The sequence below is a fragment of the Micromonospora trifolii genome (assembly GCF_022229005.1).
Lineage (GTDB): Bacteria > Actinomycetota > Actinomycetes > Mycobacteriales > Micromonosporaceae > Micromonospora > Micromonospora trifolii.
On record NZ_JAKKFD010000021.1, the window covers coordinates 152,303 to 167,227 of the forward strand.

The following is a 14,925-nucleotide window of genomic DNA, read 5'->3' on the forward strand; positions in this document are numbered from 1 at the left end:
ATGCCGGCTACCCGGTGCCGCGCACTTCTAACGCCGGGCGGCGCCCTGGTCACGGTGCGAGCGAGAAGCGGGTCCAGGTGGTCGCGTCAGTGGTGACGAGGGCGCGACACTGACCGCACAAACGAGCCGGCCGTACTCCCGGGCGAGCGTGAAGTGCTTTCCGTCGTCCCGGCTGACCAGCAGCCGGGCGCGGCGGTCGAGTTCGGTGCCCTCACCGGGCGTGATCGCCAGCAGAGACCCGTCGGACCCCACAGTGAGGTCGTAGTGGGGCTGATCCGACAGCTCGGGCCAGAATCCGGGTCAGCCGAGGTTGAAGTCCACCACGACCGGCGTCCGTCGGACCCGCACGGGAGTCGCCGCGTCGAAGCCGGCGGCGTCGCGGTGCCAGACCGGCGGGGTGTACGCGCAGTCGCAGCGCAGCTTCACCCGCTGCCCCGGGAGCAGGCGCAGGGCGTACCCGGTGCCCACGTCCGCCACGCCGGCCAGGTCCCCGGTGGCCGCGTCGAACGCGATCACCTGGGCGTAGGTGAGCAACTCGTCGACCCGTACCGCCCCGGTGAGCGGCGTCCCGGCGGGCAGCGCCTGATTCAGGGTCGCCGTCTGCTGGGCCCGGACCCGCACCGGCCGCGCCTGCTGCCGACCGCCCACCCCGCCGGACCACACGGTGGCCAGCCCGGAGGCGGCGAACTGCACCGGCCAGTGGTACGGGCCGAGGCCGGTGATCGTGTAGCGGCCGTTCTCGTCGGTGGTCGGGCCGTGGTCGTCGTACTTCGGGTCCGGCACGTACGGCACCACCATGACCCGGGCGCGGGGGACCGGAGCGCCGGTCGCCGCGTCGGTCACCACCCCGACGACGGTGCCGGGCGGGTCGAGCCGGACGTCCGGCACGCCGGTCACCGCGCCGGCGCGCACCTGGACCACCCGGGCCCGCTCGCGCTCACCGGTGCCGCCGTGTCGGCCGACCCACTGCCAGCCGTGCGTCGTCGTGTCGTAGGGGCGCACCAGCAGCCGGTACCTCCCCGGGGCGACGTCGCCGGTCACCAGGACGCCCTGCTCGTCGGCGCAACCCCCGTACCGTCCGAGCTGGTCCTCGCCGAGGGTGACCGCCGCCAACGCCGCGGCGTCCACCGGGACGAGCGCGGCGCAGGCCCGGGGGACCGGTGCGCCGGTCGTCGCGTCGCGGACCACGGTGCGGACACCGCCGGGCGCGGGCGACGCGGGGGTACGTGCGGCGGCCGGCGGGGCGGCCTCCCCGACGAGCAGTGCGACGGCGATGGTGGCGGTCAGGTGGCGCAGCAGAGCGCGGCTCATGGGGGTGTCCTTTCGACGGCGCGGTGGTTGGGCCGACGGTAACGGCGTTCTAGTGATCCAAATCGGTCCATGTCGCGATGTCGACCCGTTGCCGTGGGCGTTCCCGCCCACACCGACCGCATCGGACGTTCTGCCCCGAACCCGGCGCATGTGGCACCGGTACGACATAGCGTCACGGGGGCGGGACCACCGCCGCCCCCGCCGGCGGACCGGCGGCGACGCCCACCGGAAGGAACCGGACATGAGTCATGTCGATGCTGTGCTCCTGCCGGAGCTGGACGGGCCGGTGCCCGCCACGCTGCCGAGCGCGCTCGGCCTGCTGAGCCTGGCCCTCGGAGTGGGCGCGCTGGTCGCACCAAGGCCCATCGCGCGGCTGACCGGGGTGGACGACTCCCCGGTCGCGCGGGCCGTGCTTCCGGCCATCGGCCTCCGCGAGCTGGGCAGCGCCGCCGGCCTGCTCAGCGGCCGCCGCCCGGCCGGCTGGGCCTGGAGCCGGGTGGCCGGCGACGCCATGGACCTCACACTGCTCGGGCGGGCCCTCGCCGACCGTGGCGGTGAACGCCGTCACCGGGTCGCGCTGACCACCCTCGCCATCGCCGGCATCACCGCCGTCGACGTGCTCGCCGCCGTACGCGTCGGCCGGGCTCGACGGGCCCGCGCCCGGGTGATCCGGATGCAGATCGCGGTGACGGTGAACCGGTCACCCGCCGAGGCGTACCGGTTCTGGCGGGACATGGAGAACCTGCCCCGGTTCATGGCGCACCTGGAGTCCGTCCGCGCCGACGACCTGCGCCGTTCGCACTGGATCGCCCGTGGTCCGGCCGGTCACCGCGTCGAGTGGGACGCCGAGATCATCGACGACCAGCCGAACAAGTCGATCACCTGGCGTTCGCTGCCGGGGACCCGGGTGCCCAACGCCGGGCGGGTCCGGTTCGTGCCCGCGCCCGGCGACCGGGGGACCGAGGTGCGGGTGGAGCTGCGCTACGCGCCGCCGGCCGGCGCGCTCGGCAGGGTGGTGGCGAAGCTCTTCGGCGAAGAACCCGAGCAGCAGGTCCGCGACGACCTGCGCCGGTTCAAGCAGGTCCTGGAGACCGGCGAGGTCGTCCGCTCCGAGGGCAGCCCCAACGGCATCTCCGTACGCCAACAGGCCATGCAGCGACCCGCCCAGCCGCTGCCGGCGTCCCGCCGCTGACCGCCCGAGCTCTCCGAAAGGGACCGAGAATGAAGGCCACCGCCTGGATGGGCGCCGACAGCGTCAAGGTCGTCGACGTACCCGACCCGAAGATCATGAACGCCCGGGACGCGATCGTCCGGATCAGCACCACAGCGATCTGCGGCTCCGACCTGCACCTCTACCACGGTTACATTCCCGCGATGCGCAAGGGCGACATCCTCGGCCACGAGTTCATGGGCGAGGTGGTCGAGGTGGGCCCGCAGGTGCGCAACCTCAAGCCGGGCGACCGGGTGGTGGTGCCGTTCCCCATCGCCTGCGGGCACTGCTCGTCCTGCCAGCGCGGCCTCTACTCGGTCTGCGAGAACTCCAACCCGAACGCCGGCATCGCCGAAAAGATCATGGGGCACTCGCCGGCCGGCATCTTCGGCTACTCGCACCTGCTCGGCGGGTACGCCGGCGGCCAGGCCGAGTACGCCAGGGTGCCGTTCGCCGACATCGGCCCGGTCAAGGTGCCCGACGAGATCAGTGACGACCAGGCGGTCATGCTGGCCGACGTGTTCCCGACCGGCTACATGGGCGCCGAGATGTGCGACATCAAACCGGGGCAGGTGATTGCCGTCTGGGGCGCCGGGCCGGTCGGATTGCTCGCCGCGGCCAGCGCCCGGTTGCTCGGCGCGGAGCGGGTGATCGTCATCGACCGGTTCCCGTACCGGCTGCGGCTGGCCGAGGAGCACATCGACGCCGAGACGATCAACTACGAGGAAGCCGACGTGCTGGACACCCTCAACGAGATGACCGCCGGTCGGGGCCCCGACGCGTGCATCGACGCGGTGGGCCTGGAGGGCCACCACGGCAACGCCGCCATGTACGCCTACGACCGGGCGAAGCAGGTCGCGCGGGTCGAGACGGAGCGGCCGTTCGCGCTGCGGCAGGCGATCCTCGCCTGCCGCTCCGGCGGGGTGGTCTCGGTCGTCGGCGCGTACGGCGGCTTCGTCGACAAGTTCCCGATGGGCGCGTTCATGAACCGGTCGCTGATCATGCGGACCGGTCAGTGCCACGTCCAGCGCTACACCCGACCGCTGCTGGAGCGCATCCAGCGCGGTGAGATCGACCCGAGCTTCATCGTCAGCCACCGCATGCCGCTGCGCGACGCCCCGAAGGGCTACAAGATCTTCCAGAAGAAGCAGGACGACTGTACGAAGGTGCTGCTCAAGGTCTGACTGGTGGATCCAGCTCTGCGGTGGGGAGTGCTTCGCGCGCTGCCTTTGGAGCTGATGTCGCAAACGATTCGGTCCGGCTGACTTGGCTGCCTCTGCCGGAGAGCCCGGCGGCTTGGACGGGGTGGGGCCGGGGGTGATGTCGTCGACGATTCAGCTCCACAGGAGCCGACCAGAGCCTCGGCTGTCAACGCTGGTCCCTCTGCGTGCGCACGGCGCCGTACCCGGCCTTGGCTCGACGCGAGTTAGCGTGACGCCATGGGAACTGGCGACATGTCGATGTCTGTCTCGGCCGATCTCACTGTCCGGCTACGGCCGGTTGCCGAGCCCGACCTGGCGATGTTCCGGCGGTTCTGCACCGAGCCGGGCCTGATCGGGCTGGACTGGGCCGGCTTCCGGGACGCCGGCGCGCCGGCACGGCGGTTCGCCGTCGACGGCTACCTCGGCGAGGACGACGGACGGCTCGTCGTCGAGGTCGAACAGCCCGGCTCAGCGCATCCAGGCCGGCACCCACCCCGAGAACGTCGCCGAGCAGCGGTCGTTGGAGAAGGCCGGCTTCCAGTTGGAAGGCGTCGTGCGGGCCAGCGAGTTCCGAGCTGGTCAGTGGCGCGACGGCTACCTCTACAGCCGGTTGCGCGACGACCCGTCGCCGTGGGATGCGGCGACGGGAGGCTAGCGCGGGCGGACTCCCGGCTCCACAGTGAGGGTCCCCGCTGCGGCGTCGATAGTGGCGCGTGAGCCCAGTGGAACGGTGAGCTGTCCGTTGCCGTGCCCCAGCCGTAGCCCGCCCAGGACCGGCACGCCAAGGTCGTACAGGCGGTCCTTGAGCACCGCCGCCGCGTCCCACTCGCCCGGCTCACCGACGCTGTTGGTGATCTGGCCGATCACCACCCCGGCGACCCTGGACAGCACGCCCACCCGGCGCAGTTCGGTCAGCATGCTGTCGATGCTGTACGGAGCCTCGTCCACGTCCTCGAAGAAGAGGATCGCGCCGTCGAACTTCGGGGAGTCCTCCGCGCCGAGCGAGGTGGAGATCAGCGTCAGGCAGCCGCCGAGCAGGGGCCCCGATGCTCGCCCCGGCACCACCACTGAAGCGGCTGTCTCGGCCGGGTCCCGGGAGATCGTGACGGGCGCGGTGCTCATCACCGCCCTGCGGAGCGCTTCGGCCGACTCGGGGCCGGTGCGGGCGTCACTCCAGTTGACCATGGGACCGTAGAAGGTGACCAGGCCGGTGTCGCGCCAGAGCTTGCCGTGGATGCTGGTGATGTCGCTGAAGCCGACGACCACCCGGGGGTCCCGGCGGAGAACGGAGACGTCGATCTGGTCGACGATCCGTTGGGTGCCGTAACCACCTCTGGCGGCGAAGACGGCACGGATGCCCGGGTCGGTGAGGGCGGCGTTCAGGTCGGCCAGCCGTTGCGCGTCGGTGCCGGCCAGATAGCCGTACTTGGTGAAGACGTGCGTGCCCAGCTCGACCTCCAGGCCCCAGCTGCGCAGGATCTCGATGCCGCGGGCCATGTTCGTGGGGTCCGGCGTGCTGCCTGGTGAGACGACCCGGACCCGGTCACCGGGTGCCAGCGCCGGTGCCCGCAGGACGCGCTTCGCGCCAACCGGCGCGGCCTGCGCGGACGCGGTCTCCGCCGAGCCGACGAGCGCAGCGCCTCCGGCCGCCGCCGCTCCCATCCGCAGCACGCCTCGACGGGACAGGGGCACCCGCGCGGGCCCCTTAATCGTGGCTGGGTCTGTTTCAGAAGTGGCCACCGGCGTCCCCTCATCGTGATCAGACGATGTACGAGCTGCCACAGCCTACGACATTCATCGATGTCGGGCGGGGTCCACAAGGGACGGAAGCCACTCCGGCGTGACGTGACTGCTTCGTGAGGTACCGCCCGCCGATGGCGGGGAGTCCGGATCCGCCCGTCACCCCGTTTGTGGCCAGGGAGCCTGGGAACTCGCCCCGTTCGTCAGCAGGCAGGCCTGAAGGCATGCCGACGAGACCGAAGGAGCGGGGCATGGAGTACGAGCAGATGATCGCCACGGTACGACAGCGCGCGGGCCTCGGTGAGAACGAAGCCGTGCGGTCCATACAGGCCGTCCTGTCGGTGCTCGGCGAGCGGCTCGCCGGACAGGAGGCGGACAATTTGGCGGCACAGCTACCGGAGCGGCTGGACGCGTCGGTCACCCGTAATCCGCAGGGCCGCCGGTGGGACATTGGTGAGTTCCTGAAGCACGTCGGCGACCGCGAACAGGTCGCGAACGCGGACCAGGTGCGTCAACACGCCCAGGCGGTGCTGCGTACCGTCGCCGAGGCGCTGAATGACGACGAGCGACACGACCTGCTCGCCCAGCTTCCCGGCGGCATCATCGACCTCTTCGGTGTGCCCACCCCGCGAGGCTGAGCCCCGCGCCGATCCGGCCAACCGGGGCGCTCACGGAATCGGCCACTCGTGCACCGGTCGGTTGCTGTGCATCAGGTCGACGTAGTGCCGGACCACCTCGCGCAGCGCCTCCGGCCGGTCCAGGTGGTCGGCCGACTCCAACCGGTGCAGCGTCTCCACCTGCCAGGTCGCGCCGTTGCGGCTGGTCAGGCAGCGCTGCTCGATGATGCCGAGCAACCGGTCACGCTCGCTGGGGTCGAGCCCCCACCGGTCCAGGCCGTGATGCGCCATCGGCAGCAACCGGCGCAACACCAACTCGGTGACGGGCAGGTAGCCGAGACCGGGCCAGAAGACCTGCGCGTCGATGCCGTGCCGGGCGCAGCTGGTGAAGTTCTCCTCGGCGGCGCTGAACGACATCTGTGACCACAGCGGCCGGTCCGACTCGGCGAGGGCGCGCACCAACCCGAAGTAGAAGGCGCCGTTGGCGATGGTGTCCAGCACTGTCGGACCGGCCGGCAGCACCCGATTTTCCACCCGGAGGTGCGGGCGACCCCGCGACACGTCGTACACCGGGCGGTTCCACCGGTAGACGGTGCCGTTGTGCAGGCGCAACTCGGCCAGATTGGGCACCTCGCCGGCCGCGAGGGCCTGCGCCGGGTCCTCCGGATCGCAGACCGGCAGCAGCGCCGGGAAGTAGCGCACGTTCTCCTCGAACAGGTCGAACACGCTGGTGATCCAGCGTTCGCCGAACCAGACCCGGGGGCGTACCCCCTGGGCTTTGATCTCTTCCGACCGGGTGTCGGTGGCCTGCTGGAACAGCGGGATACGGGTCTCGCGCCACAGCTCCCGGCCGAAGAAGAGCGGCGAGTTAGCGCCGACCGCGACCTGGATGCCGGCCACCGCCTGGGCGGCGTTCCAGTAGTCGGCGAACTGGGCCGGGCTGACCTGGAGGTGGAACTGGGTGCTGGTGCAGGCCGCCTCCGGGGTGATCGTGTCGGCGGTGACCGCCAGACGTTCCACCCCACTGATGGCGATCGGCAGATCCTCACCGCGGGCCGCGAAGATCTGCTCGTTGAGCAACTTGTAGCGGGGGTTGGCCGAGAGTGTCTCGGCGGTCAGGTGCTCGGGGCGCAGCGTCGGCAGGATGCCGATCATGACCATGTGCGCGCCGATCGCCCGGGCCTTCACCTCGGCGGCGTTGAGGCTGGCCCGCACGTACTCCTCGAAGTCGGCGGTGCCGGTGCCGGTCAGCCGGCGCGGCGGCACGTTGATCTCGACGTTGAACTGGCCCAGCTCGGTCTGGAAGCTCTCATCGGCGATGGCCGCCAGCACGTCCGCGTTGCGCATCGCCGGATTCGACGCCTCGTCGACCAGGTTCAGCTCGATCTCCACGCCGGTCATCGGCCGGTCGAGGTCGAAGCGGGACTCGCGCAGCATCTCGGCGAAGACATCGAGGCAGCGGCGGACCTTGTCGCGATAGCGGGCGCGATCCTCTCGACTGAAGGTTCGTACGCCGACGTCCTCGCCCATGGTCACCACCCCGTCACCGCTGGTCCCCCTAACCTCGCACGTGATCGGCGGGCGGGGGAAGACCCGAGGACCCTTTCCTACCCAACTGCCCACCCCGTTAGCCCAGCCGGAGCAGACCGATAGCATTGCGGCCCGAGAGGTGGTGGCGTGCGGATGCGCGAGAAGGTGACCCGGCTGTTCGTCGCGGCGGCGATCGCCGAGGCCTGCTCCTGGCTGGCCCTGCTGGTCGGCATGCTGGTCAAGTACGGTCCGCCGGACAACGAGCTGGGCGTCAAGATCTTCGGGCCGATCCACGGCGGCCTGTTCGTCGCGTACGTCCTGCTGGTGCTGGCCGTGGCCCGGCTGCACAGGTGGAGCCTGCTGGCCACGGCGGTGGCCCTGGCCAGCGCGGTGCCGCCGTTCGCCACCCTGGCCTTCGAGCGCTGGGCCCGCCGCCGGGGCATGCTCGGCGTCGACCGGCAACCGGCCCGCGAGCCCGCCCCGGTCGGCTGAGCCGCCGACCCGCCCGCGCACCCCGCCCCGCTGAGCTGAGCGGCCGGGCGGCCCGCGCGTCCGCCGGACCGGTCAGGTCAGCGCGGAGCAGGCCGCGATGCCGGCCAGCAGCAGCGTGCCCAGGAACGCCTGCAACAGCAGTGGCGGCCCGAGATGCGACCAGAGCGTCGCCGTGCGCGGGGTCAGCAACTGCCCGGTGGTGAGGTTGACGATCCGCTCGATCCGGGGCGGCAGCTCCGGGTCGCGTTGCGGGCGCAGTGTGAGTTGCACCTGATCGGCCGGGTGCAGGGCGCTCTGCGGCAGGTGACCGTGCAGCTCCACCTCGCAGAGCTGACCGGCGGTGTTGCGGAGCCGCACCGGGGTGACCAGGTATTCCGGGCCCTGCTTCAGCTCCTTCCAGCGACGGCGGGTGCCGCCACCGCCGAACGAGAAGAGCGAGCGCAGCAGCAGGGCGGGCAACCGGGCGAAGGCCGCTGCGGCGAGCACCGCCACCAGCACCGGCTGACCGATGCGTACCTCACGGGTGTAGCCGTCGAGCAGGCGGATCAGCCGCCCGGTGACGATTCGTTCCGTCGGGTGCACGATCCGTCGGGTATCGAGTCCGCTGTCCATTCCCACCACCGAGAGTCCGCTTGTGTTCACAGATCGTATCGACGTCCTCAGTTGAACGACGTGAATGAAACCTGGTCACGGGCTCACGGCCGCGAGGTGACATCCCCGGCGACCCGGGTAAGCGGGGGGCCGAGCTGGAAAGGGGTCGAGCATGCAGCTGTCCTTCCTGCGCCCGCTCTACGACCGTCCCGGGCCGTGGTGCTCGGTGTATCTGGACGCCTCCGCGGACACGGAGGACGCCAAACCCGCATTGGACCTGCGCTGGCGTGCCCTGGAACGCAGCCTGGCCGAACAGGGGGCGGACGAGGCGAACATCGCCGCGCTGGACCGGGTGGTCCGAGGTCACGATCCGATGGTCGGGGACTACGGCCTGGCACTGTTCGCCAGTCATGGCCACGTGGTGCTCTCCGAGTACCTGTCCGCGCCGCCACTGCGGGACCTGGCCAACGTCGGCCCGTTGCCGCACGTGATGCCGCTGCTCGCCCAGCGCGGCGAGCAGGTGGCCTGGGTACGTGTGGTCGCCGATCGGCTCGGCGCCGACGCGATGGCGGTCAGCGCCGGCGGGGTGCCCCGACGAGCGCACGTCGCCGGCCGGGACGAGTACCCGCTGCGGCGGACGAAGCCCGGCGGTTGGTCCCAGTCGCGCTACCAGCGGGCGGCGATGGAGGCGTGGCACCAGAACGCCGGCGACGTCACAGCGGCGACAGTGCAGCTGGCCGACCGGGTCGGCGCGGACGTGGTGGTGGTCGCCGGTGATGTCCGGGCCACCGGAATGATCGCCGCCCAGATGCCGGAGCGCTGGCAGGACCTGGTGGTCCGAACCGATGCCGGGTCGCGGGCCGGCGGCGCCGACCAGACGATGCTGGACGACCTCACCGTGCAGACCATCGCGGAGATCGCCGACCAGCGGATCAGCGACGCGCTGGACAAGTTCGGCGTGCAGGAGGACGTGGGCGGCGGCCTCGACGCGGTCGTCTCGGCCCTGCAACGCAACCAGGTGGACATGATGATCATCGTGGATGACCCGTCGGCCAACGGTGAGTTGTGGATCGGCGCGGAACCCACCGAGATCGCCGTCGACCCGGGGCAGTTGGCCGCCATGTCGGTGGCCGACCCGCAGCGGGTACGCGCCGACGCGGCGCTGGTCCGAGCGCTCGTCGGCACCGACGCGGCACTGACAGTGCTCGGCGCCGACGAGGCGCCCGATCTGACCGACGGCGTCGGCGCGGTGCTGCGCTACGTCGACCCCGGCACACCGGGGCGCGGCAATGGTTGACCGAACAGTCGCGGACATCGTGGTGGAGCGGCTGCTGGCCTGGCGGGTGCCCCGCGCCTTCGGGTACCCGGGCGAGGCGATCGCTCCACTGGTCGACGCGCTGGACCGCACCGGCGGCGAGCCGGCGTTCATCCCGGCCCGGCACGAGGAGACCGCCTCGTTCATGGCCACCGGGCACGCCAAGTTCACCGGCGGCATCGGGGTCTGCCTCGCCACCCAGGGGCCCAGCGCCGTCCAGCTGCTCAACGGGCTCTACGACGCCAAGCTGGACAGCAAGCCGGTGGTGGCCATCGTCGGGGAGGACATCTCCGGGCCACTCGGCGGAGCGCACCAGGAGATCGGGCTGAGCCGTCTCCTCGGGGACGTGTGCAACCAGTTCGTCCGGTACGGCCGCAGCCCCGACGAGGTGGGGGCGCTGCTGGACCAGGCGTTCCGGACGGCGGCGGCCACCCGCAGCCCGACGTGCGTGGTGCTGCCCCGACAGTTGCAGGAGGCGCTGGTGCCCGACCTGCAGTCGTACGGCGCCGGGGTGATCACGGCGACGCCCGGCGAGCCGCTGGCTCGGGTCCTGCCGCACGACGTGGACCTGGACGCCGCCGCGCAGCTGCTCAGCGGCGGCCAGCGGACCGCGATCCTGGTGGGCCAGGGTGGTCGGGACGCGGCCGCCGAGATCATCGAGATCGCCGACCGGCTGGGCGCCGGGGTGGCCACCTCGCTGCTCGGCAAGCCGGTGCTCGACGAGCGGCTGCCGTTCCACACCGGGGTGCTCGGCGAGGTCGGCACCCCGGCGGCGGCCGAGCTGATGGGTGGGTGCGACACGCTGCTGATGGTCGGCACCAACGACCCGTGGACCGACTACTTCCCGATGCCCGAGCAGGCGCGCACTGTGCAGATCGACATCGACGGCCGGCGGATCGGCACCCGGTACCCGGCCGACGTGCCGCTCGTCGGTGATGCCGCCGAGACGCTGCGGGCGCTGCTGAGCCGATTGCGCGGCCGGCCCGAACAGCAGTGGCGCGCGACTGTGGAGAGTTCGGTGGACCGGTGGCGGGAGGTCGCCGCCGAGCGGGCCGCCGCCGCAGCGGACCCGGTCAACCCGCAGCTCGTCCTTCAGGAGTTGTCCGCCCGGATGCCCGGCACCGGCGCGGTCGCCGTCGACGTCGGCTCGGTCCTCTACTGGTACGCCCGGCACCTGACCCTGCCGCCCGGGGTCAACGCGCAGCTGTGCGGCACCCTCGGCTCGATGGGCTGCGCGCTGCCGTACGCGGTGGCGGCCAAGCTCGCCGCCCCCGACCAGCCGGTGGTCGCGCTGGTCGGTGACGGGGCGATGCAGCTCAACGGGCTCGCCGAACTGATCACCGTCTCGCACCTCTGGCAGCAGTGGCGCGACCCGCGGCTGGTGGTGCTGGTGCTCAACAACCGGGACCAGAACGGCATGGGTGGCGGGCGACGGCCGTCGTCCGACCCGACCCACCGCCGCCCGGACGTGCCGTACGCCGGGTGGGCGCGGCTGCTGGGGCTGCACGGGGTGCGGGTGGACCGCCCGGAGCTGGTCGGCGCGGCCTGGGACGAGGCCCTCGCCGCGGACCGCCCCTGCGTACTGGAGGCCGTCGTCGACCCGGCGGTGTCGCTGGCGCCGCCGGAGCCCGCCTTCGCCGACCTTCGCGGCCTGTACGCCGAGGGCGCTCCGGCCCGGAAGGTCCGCGAGCAGGTGGAGGTCACCGCGAACGCCGACGACCTCGTTTAGCCACCCCGGACCAGGGCATCAGTAGCGGCCCGACGACGCTGGAGGTCCCATGTCCGAGCCCGCCGACCGCCGCTACGGTCCCGCGACAGTGCCGACGGCGCGGGGTCCGCTCTCCACAGCGGTCGTCGAGGCTCTGCGGCGCCCACCGCGCGACCTGCCGGCCGATCTCGGCGTCGACCTCGACCCGGCGGACCCGATCACCGACGAGGACCTTCAGCTCACGCTGTTCCTCTGCTACGAGCTGCACTACCGGGGTTGGCTCGGGGTGGACGAGTCGTGGGAGTGGCAGCCGACACTGCTGGCGCTGCGCGCCCGCTGCGAACGGGTCTTCGAGGCGGCGCTGCGCCGGCTGGTCGGCGCGCCGTCGGTGCCCGCCGCCGGGGTGGCGGCCGGCCTGGCCGAGCTGGTCGCGGCCGACGACGGGCCGTCGCTGGCCGCGACGCTGCAACGCCGCGCCGACCTCACCCAGTTCCGCGAGTTCGTCGCCCACCGCTCCGTCTACCACCTGCGGGAGGCGGACCCGCACAGCTGGGCACTGCCCCGCCTCGGCGGCCCGGCCAAGGCCGCGCTGGTGGAGATCCAGACCGACGAGTACGGCAACGGGCGGCTGGACCGGATGCACGCCGAGCTGTTCCGAAGCACCCTCGACGGGTTGGGCCTGGACACCGGCTACGGCGCCCACATCGACGTGGCACCGGCGGTGACGTTGGCGACCAACAACCTGATGTCGCTGTTCGGGCTGCACCGACGGTTGCGCGGCGCGCTGCTCGGGCACCTGGCCGCGTTCGAGATGACCTCCTCGCTGCCGAACCGTCGCTACGGCAACGGGCTTCGCCGGCTCGGCTTCGACGAGGTGGCCACCCGCTTCTACGACGAGCACGTCGAGGCCGACGCGGTGCACGAGCAGATCGCCGCGCACGACCTGTGCGGCGGCCTGGTCCGCGTCGAGCCTGCCCTCGCCTCCGACGTGCTCTTCGGCGCGGCGGCCGGGCTCGCTGTGGACCGGCTGTTCGCCGCGCACCTGCTGGACAGCTGGGCCGCCGGCCGCAGCTCGCTGCGGACACCCGCCCCACCGGCCCTGCCACCCACAGTGCTGCCGACCGTCCCGCTCGCCTCGACGGCCGCCGTCCCACTCGCCGCCGGCTGAGACCCGACGGCGGGGTCAGCCCTCGCGGCTGGTGCCCGCGCGGAAGTTGATCGCCTTGTGGGTGCCGTCGCAGAACGGCTTGAGCGCCGACTTGCCGCACCGGCACAACGCCACGGTGCCCCGCCGCGCGTCGATGCGCTCGCCGTCCGGGGTGACCAACGCGAAGTCGCCGCGGACCAGCAGCGGTCCGTCCTCGTACGGGGTGATCGTGGCGGCGGCAGGCTCGCTGGTGTCGTCGGTGCGCATGGCCCCGGAAGTGCCCGTCCTGGCCCTGGCGAAACCCGAGCCGCCGAACGCCGGTGATGACCGGGGCACCCCGCTGACCAGCGGAATGTGCCGCCGGGTGGGTGATGCCCCGTTTGAACCCCATCGGGACGGGAAGCCGGGCCGCGTGGTGAGCGAACGAGGCAAGGTGGGGCCGGTGCACAAGGTGCACAAGGGGCTCACGGCCGATGGCGCCGGTCTTGCCGGCGACCGGGTCGTGGCCGCGGGCAGCTCCGCCCGGGTGCTGGTCGCCGCCACCGCCCGGGCACTGCGCGGGGTCGACTGCGCCGACCTCGGGCAGACCGGGCCGACGTCGCGGTTCCCCGGCGCACCCGAGCCGGTACGCCGTGCCGCTGTCACCCGCGCCGCCGGCCGGGTCGCCCTCACCATGGCCCAGATCGACGAGGTGGACGCCGCCCGTGTGGCCCGCTGGTTCGTCGACCAGTACCCCCGCCGGCGCTACCCCGGGGTGCTGATCGGCTCTCCGCACGGCGCGGCAGCGCACCTCGCGGTGGCCCTCGGCGTGCCATGGCTCCCGGCGGGCTTCGAGATGACAGTGCACTGGTCCGACGGCGGGGTGGACCGCCCGGCGGACGCCGCGGAGCATGGCGCGGCACTCGCCACCCGGTTGCTCGCCGGCAACGCCGACCTGCACCTGCGCCAGGTGCACTGCCCGGCCAGTCGTGGCGCCCTGACCGGGGCGACCGTGTCGCTGACCGCCGCGTGGAGGGCCCTACCGGCCGCGTACGCGCAGTTCCTGGCCGACCGGCTGGTGCCGGGTGCCCCCGTGCTGCTGGTCCGCGACGCGCGCACCTGGCCGGTGCTGGAGCGCGGACCGGGGCACAGCTTCCAGGTCGGCTGCCCGGGCAGCGGGCTGGACCCGGTGGACTTCCACCCGGACAGCCACGCGTTGCGGCAGGTGCTGCGCTCCGCCGGCGGCGACGCGACCCGGTGGGCGCCGCCGGAGGTGTCAGTACCGTCCGCGTACGCCGAGCACGGCGTCGACCCGGGCTTCGAGTTGGCCGCTGGGGACTGGTCCACCCGCCACCAGCACCCGCTGCACCGGGTGTTGGTACCCCGGCCGGCGGCGCTGAGCGCGGCAGTGGCCGACCTGTACCGACGGTGGCTGCGGCGCGCCGGCAAGACCGGTGACCGGTTGGTCGTGGAATGCGGTCGACTGCTCGACCCGTGGCAGGTGGTGCGGGCGGGGCTGGTGCCGTACTGGTGTGAGAACGCCACCCGCCGCAGTGTCGACGAGGCCGAGTGGTGGCTCGCCGGCAGCGAGGCGTTCAGCTCGGTGGACGTGTTGCCCGAGCCGCCCGGGGTGCGCTCGCCAGCGCTGGCCGGGCTGCCGCAGTGGCTGGCCGTCGCCGGATTCGGCCGGCGGCGTCGGGCGCTGGACCGCACCACCGCCCGGGGCTACCCGGTCACCTCGGTGCCCACCCGCCGAGCCACCGAGGTGCTGCGCGCCCAGCCGTACGACCTGCCCACGCCGCCCCCGCTGGGGGTCGCCGAGGCGCTGGCCATGCTCCGCGACAGCGGCGGCCACCAGGGGTTGTTGGTCTCCTGAGACGGAGCACGCCGAAACATCCTCGCGAACCCGGGGTCCCGTGATTGAGTACCTACGGAGCGGGAACATCGCTGGCTGCGACGGCCTGATTGCGCTGCGTAGAGGCGGTGTCGCCCGCTGGCATCCCAGTCACTGACCCACTTTCCGGCCCGGTGCGTGGCTCGACCACGCGCACGACCGGTTTCCCGATCCGGGCGGGGGACCTTC

General features: G+C 72.5%; 14 protein-coding genes. 9 read left to right on the forward strand and 5 right to left on the reverse strand.

Translation table 11 applies throughout. The features are described 5' to 3' along the window. Positions 1-300: 300 nt before the first annotated feature. Positions 301-1,311 carry a carboxypeptidase-like regulatory domain-containing protein gene (locus NIE79_RS14605; protein ID WP_238679084.1) on the reverse strand — a complete coding sequence of 337 codons (1,011 nt, stop codon included), beginning with the start codon at positions 1,309-1,311 and terminating at the stop codon, positions 301-303. A gap of 241 nt (positions 1,312-1,552) precedes the next feature. On the opposite strand from NIE79_RS14605, the gene NIE79_RS14610 reads away from it, so the two are divergent. From NIE79_RS14610 to NIE79_RS14620, 3 genes are all read left to right on the forward strand, one after another. Further along, positions 1,553-2,503, forward strand: coding sequence for an SRPBCC family protein (locus NIE79_RS14610; RefSeq protein ID WP_238679085.1), 951 nt, complete (start codon positions 1,553-1,555; stop codon positions 2,501-2,503). 29 nt (positions 2,504-2,532) lie between these two features. After that, positions 2,533-3,705, forward strand: a complete 1,173-nt coding sequence (locus NIE79_RS14615; protein WP_238679086.1) for a zinc-dependent alcohol dehydrogenase — start codon at positions 2,533-2,535, stop codon at positions 3,703-3,705. 538 nt (positions 3,706-4,243) lie between these two features. Beyond that, the gene (locus NIE79_RS14620; RefSeq protein WP_238679087.1) at positions 4,244-4,378 is read left to right on the forward strand and encodes a GNAT family N-acetyltransferase; all 135 of its coding nucleotides are present in this window, start codon (positions 4,244-4,246) and stop codon (positions 4,376-4,378) included. Here the strand turns inward: NIE79_RS14620 and NIE79_RS14625 are convergent. Next, the gene (locus NIE79_RS14625; protein WP_238679088.1) at positions 4,375-5,415 is read right to left on the reverse strand and encodes a S66 peptidase family protein; all 1,041 of its coding nucleotides are present in this window, start codon (positions 5,413-5,415) and stop codon (positions 4,375-4,377) included. The two genes, NIE79_RS14620 and NIE79_RS14625, sit on opposite strands and share 4 nt — an antisense overlap. Before the next feature lie 299 nt (positions 5,416-5,714). Here NIE79_RS14625 and NIE79_RS14630 point away from each other — a divergent pair, with 299 nt between their 5' ends. After that, the gene (locus NIE79_RS14630; RefSeq protein WP_238679089.1) at positions 5,715-6,101 is read left to right on the forward strand and encodes a DUF2267 domain-containing protein; all 387 of its coding nucleotides are present in this window, start codon (positions 5,715-5,717) and stop codon (positions 6,099-6,101) included. Positions 6,102-6,131: 30 nt separating this feature from the next. On the opposite strand, the gene NIE79_RS14635 is transcribed toward NIE79_RS14630, so the two are convergent. Further along, complete coding sequence (locus tag NIE79_RS14635; protein WP_238679090.1) at positions 6,132-7,610, reverse strand: glutamate-cysteine ligase family protein; 1,479 nt, start codon at positions 7,608-7,610, stop codon at positions 6,132-6,134. Between the two features lie 153 nt (positions 7,611-7,763). Between NIE79_RS14635 and NIE79_RS14640 the strand changes: the two genes are divergently transcribed. Then, the gene (locus tag NIE79_RS14640) at positions 7,764-8,102 is read left to right on the forward strand and encodes a DUF3817 domain-containing protein (protein WP_112602008.1); all 339 of its coding nucleotides are present in this window, start codon (positions 7,764-7,766) and stop codon (positions 8,100-8,102) included. A gap of 72 nt (positions 8,103-8,174) precedes the next feature. On the opposite strand, the gene NIE79_RS14645 is transcribed toward NIE79_RS14640, so the two are convergent. Then, complete coding sequence (locus NIE79_RS14645) at positions 8,175-8,723, reverse strand: hypothetical protein (RefSeq protein WP_238679141.1); 549 nt, start codon at positions 8,721-8,723, stop codon at positions 8,175-8,177. Positions 8,724-8,865: 142 nt separating this feature from the next. Between NIE79_RS14645 and NIE79_RS14650 the strand changes: the two genes are divergently transcribed. Genes NIE79_RS14650 through NIE79_RS14660 form a run of 3 tightly spaced genes read left to right on the forward strand, consistent with a single transcriptional unit; the run spans position 8,866 to position 12,884 of the window. Next, positions 8,866-9,990 (forward strand): baeRF2 domain-containing protein, encoded by a 1,125-nt coding sequence (locus NIE79_RS14650; protein ID WP_238679091.1) that lies wholly within the window; start codon positions 8,866-8,868, stop codon positions 9,988-9,990. Further along, positions 9,983-11,737, forward strand: coding sequence for a thiamine pyrophosphate-binding protein (locus tag NIE79_RS14655; protein ID WP_238679092.1), 1,755 nt, complete (start codon positions 9,983-9,985; stop codon positions 11,735-11,737). Before NIE79_RS14650 ends, NIE79_RS14655 begins: the two co-directional genes overlap by 8 nt. A 49-nt stretch (positions 11,738-11,786) precedes the next feature. Beyond that, positions 11,787-12,884 carry an iron-containing redox enzyme family protein gene (locus NIE79_RS14660; protein ID WP_238679093.1) on the forward strand — a complete coding sequence of 366 codons (1,098 nt, stop codon included), beginning with the start codon at positions 11,787-11,789 and terminating at the stop codon, positions 12,882-12,884. Positions 12,885-12,899: 15 nt separating this feature from the next. Here NIE79_RS14660 and NIE79_RS14665 read toward each other — a convergent pair whose 3' ends face one another. Further along, on the reverse strand, positions 12,900-13,130 hold the full coding sequence (locus NIE79_RS14665) for a CDGSH iron-sulfur domain-containing protein (protein ID WP_238679094.1): 231 nt from the start codon (positions 13,128-13,130) through the stop codon (positions 12,900-12,902). A gap of 145 nt (positions 13,131-13,275) precedes the next feature. Here NIE79_RS14665 and NIE79_RS14670 point away from each other — a divergent pair, with 145 nt between their 5' ends. After that, the gene (locus tag NIE79_RS14670; RefSeq protein WP_238679095.1) at positions 13,276-14,718 is read left to right on the forward strand and encodes a hypothetical protein; all 1,443 of its coding nucleotides are present in this window, start codon (positions 13,276-13,278) and stop codon (positions 14,716-14,718) included. The last annotated feature ends 207 nt before the right edge of the window (positions 14,719-14,925 follow it).

What these genes read in the sequence shown, in the direction of transcription:
- NIE79_RS14605 (WP_238679084.1), bottom strand. Translation starts at nt 1,311, where the DNA reads ATGAGCCGCGCTCTGCTGCGCCACCTGACCGCCACCATCGCCGTCGCA.
- NIE79_RS14610 (WP_238679085.1), top strand. Translation starts at nt 1,553, where the DNA reads ATGAGTCATGTCGATGCTGTGCTCCTGCCGGAGCTGGACGGGCCGGTG.
- NIE79_RS14615 (WP_238679086.1), top strand. Translation starts at nt 2,533, where the DNA reads ATGAAGGCCACCGCCTGGATGGGCGCCGACAGCGTCAAGGTCGTCGAC.
- NIE79_RS14630 (WP_238679089.1), top strand. Translation starts at nt 5,715, where the DNA reads ATGGAGTACGAGCAGATGATCGCCACGGTACGACAGCGCGCGGGCCTC.
- NIE79_RS14635 (WP_238679090.1), bottom strand. Translation starts at nt 7,610, where the DNA reads ATGGGCGAGGACGTCGGCGTACGAACCTTCAGTCGAGAGGATCGCGCC.
- NIE79_RS14640 (WP_112602008.1), top strand. Translation starts at nt 7,764, where the DNA reads ATGCGCGAGAAGGTGACCCGGCTGTTCGTCGCGGCGGCGATCGCCGAG.
- NIE79_RS14650 (WP_238679091.1), top strand. Translation starts at nt 8,866, where the DNA reads ATGCAGCTGTCCTTCCTGCGCCCGCTCTACGACCGTCCCGGGCCGTGG.
- NIE79_RS14655 (WP_238679092.1), top strand. Translation starts at nt 9,983, where the DNA reads ATGGTTGACCGAACAGTCGCGGACATCGTGGTGGAGCGGCTGCTGGCC.
- NIE79_RS14660 (WP_238679093.1), top strand. Translation starts at nt 11,787, where the DNA reads ATGTCCGAGCCCGCCGACCGCCGCTACGGTCCCGCGACAGTGCCGACG.
- NIE79_RS14665 (WP_238679094.1), bottom strand. Translation starts at nt 13,130, where the DNA reads ATGCGCACCGACGACACCAGCGAGCCTGCCGCCGCCACGATCACCCCG.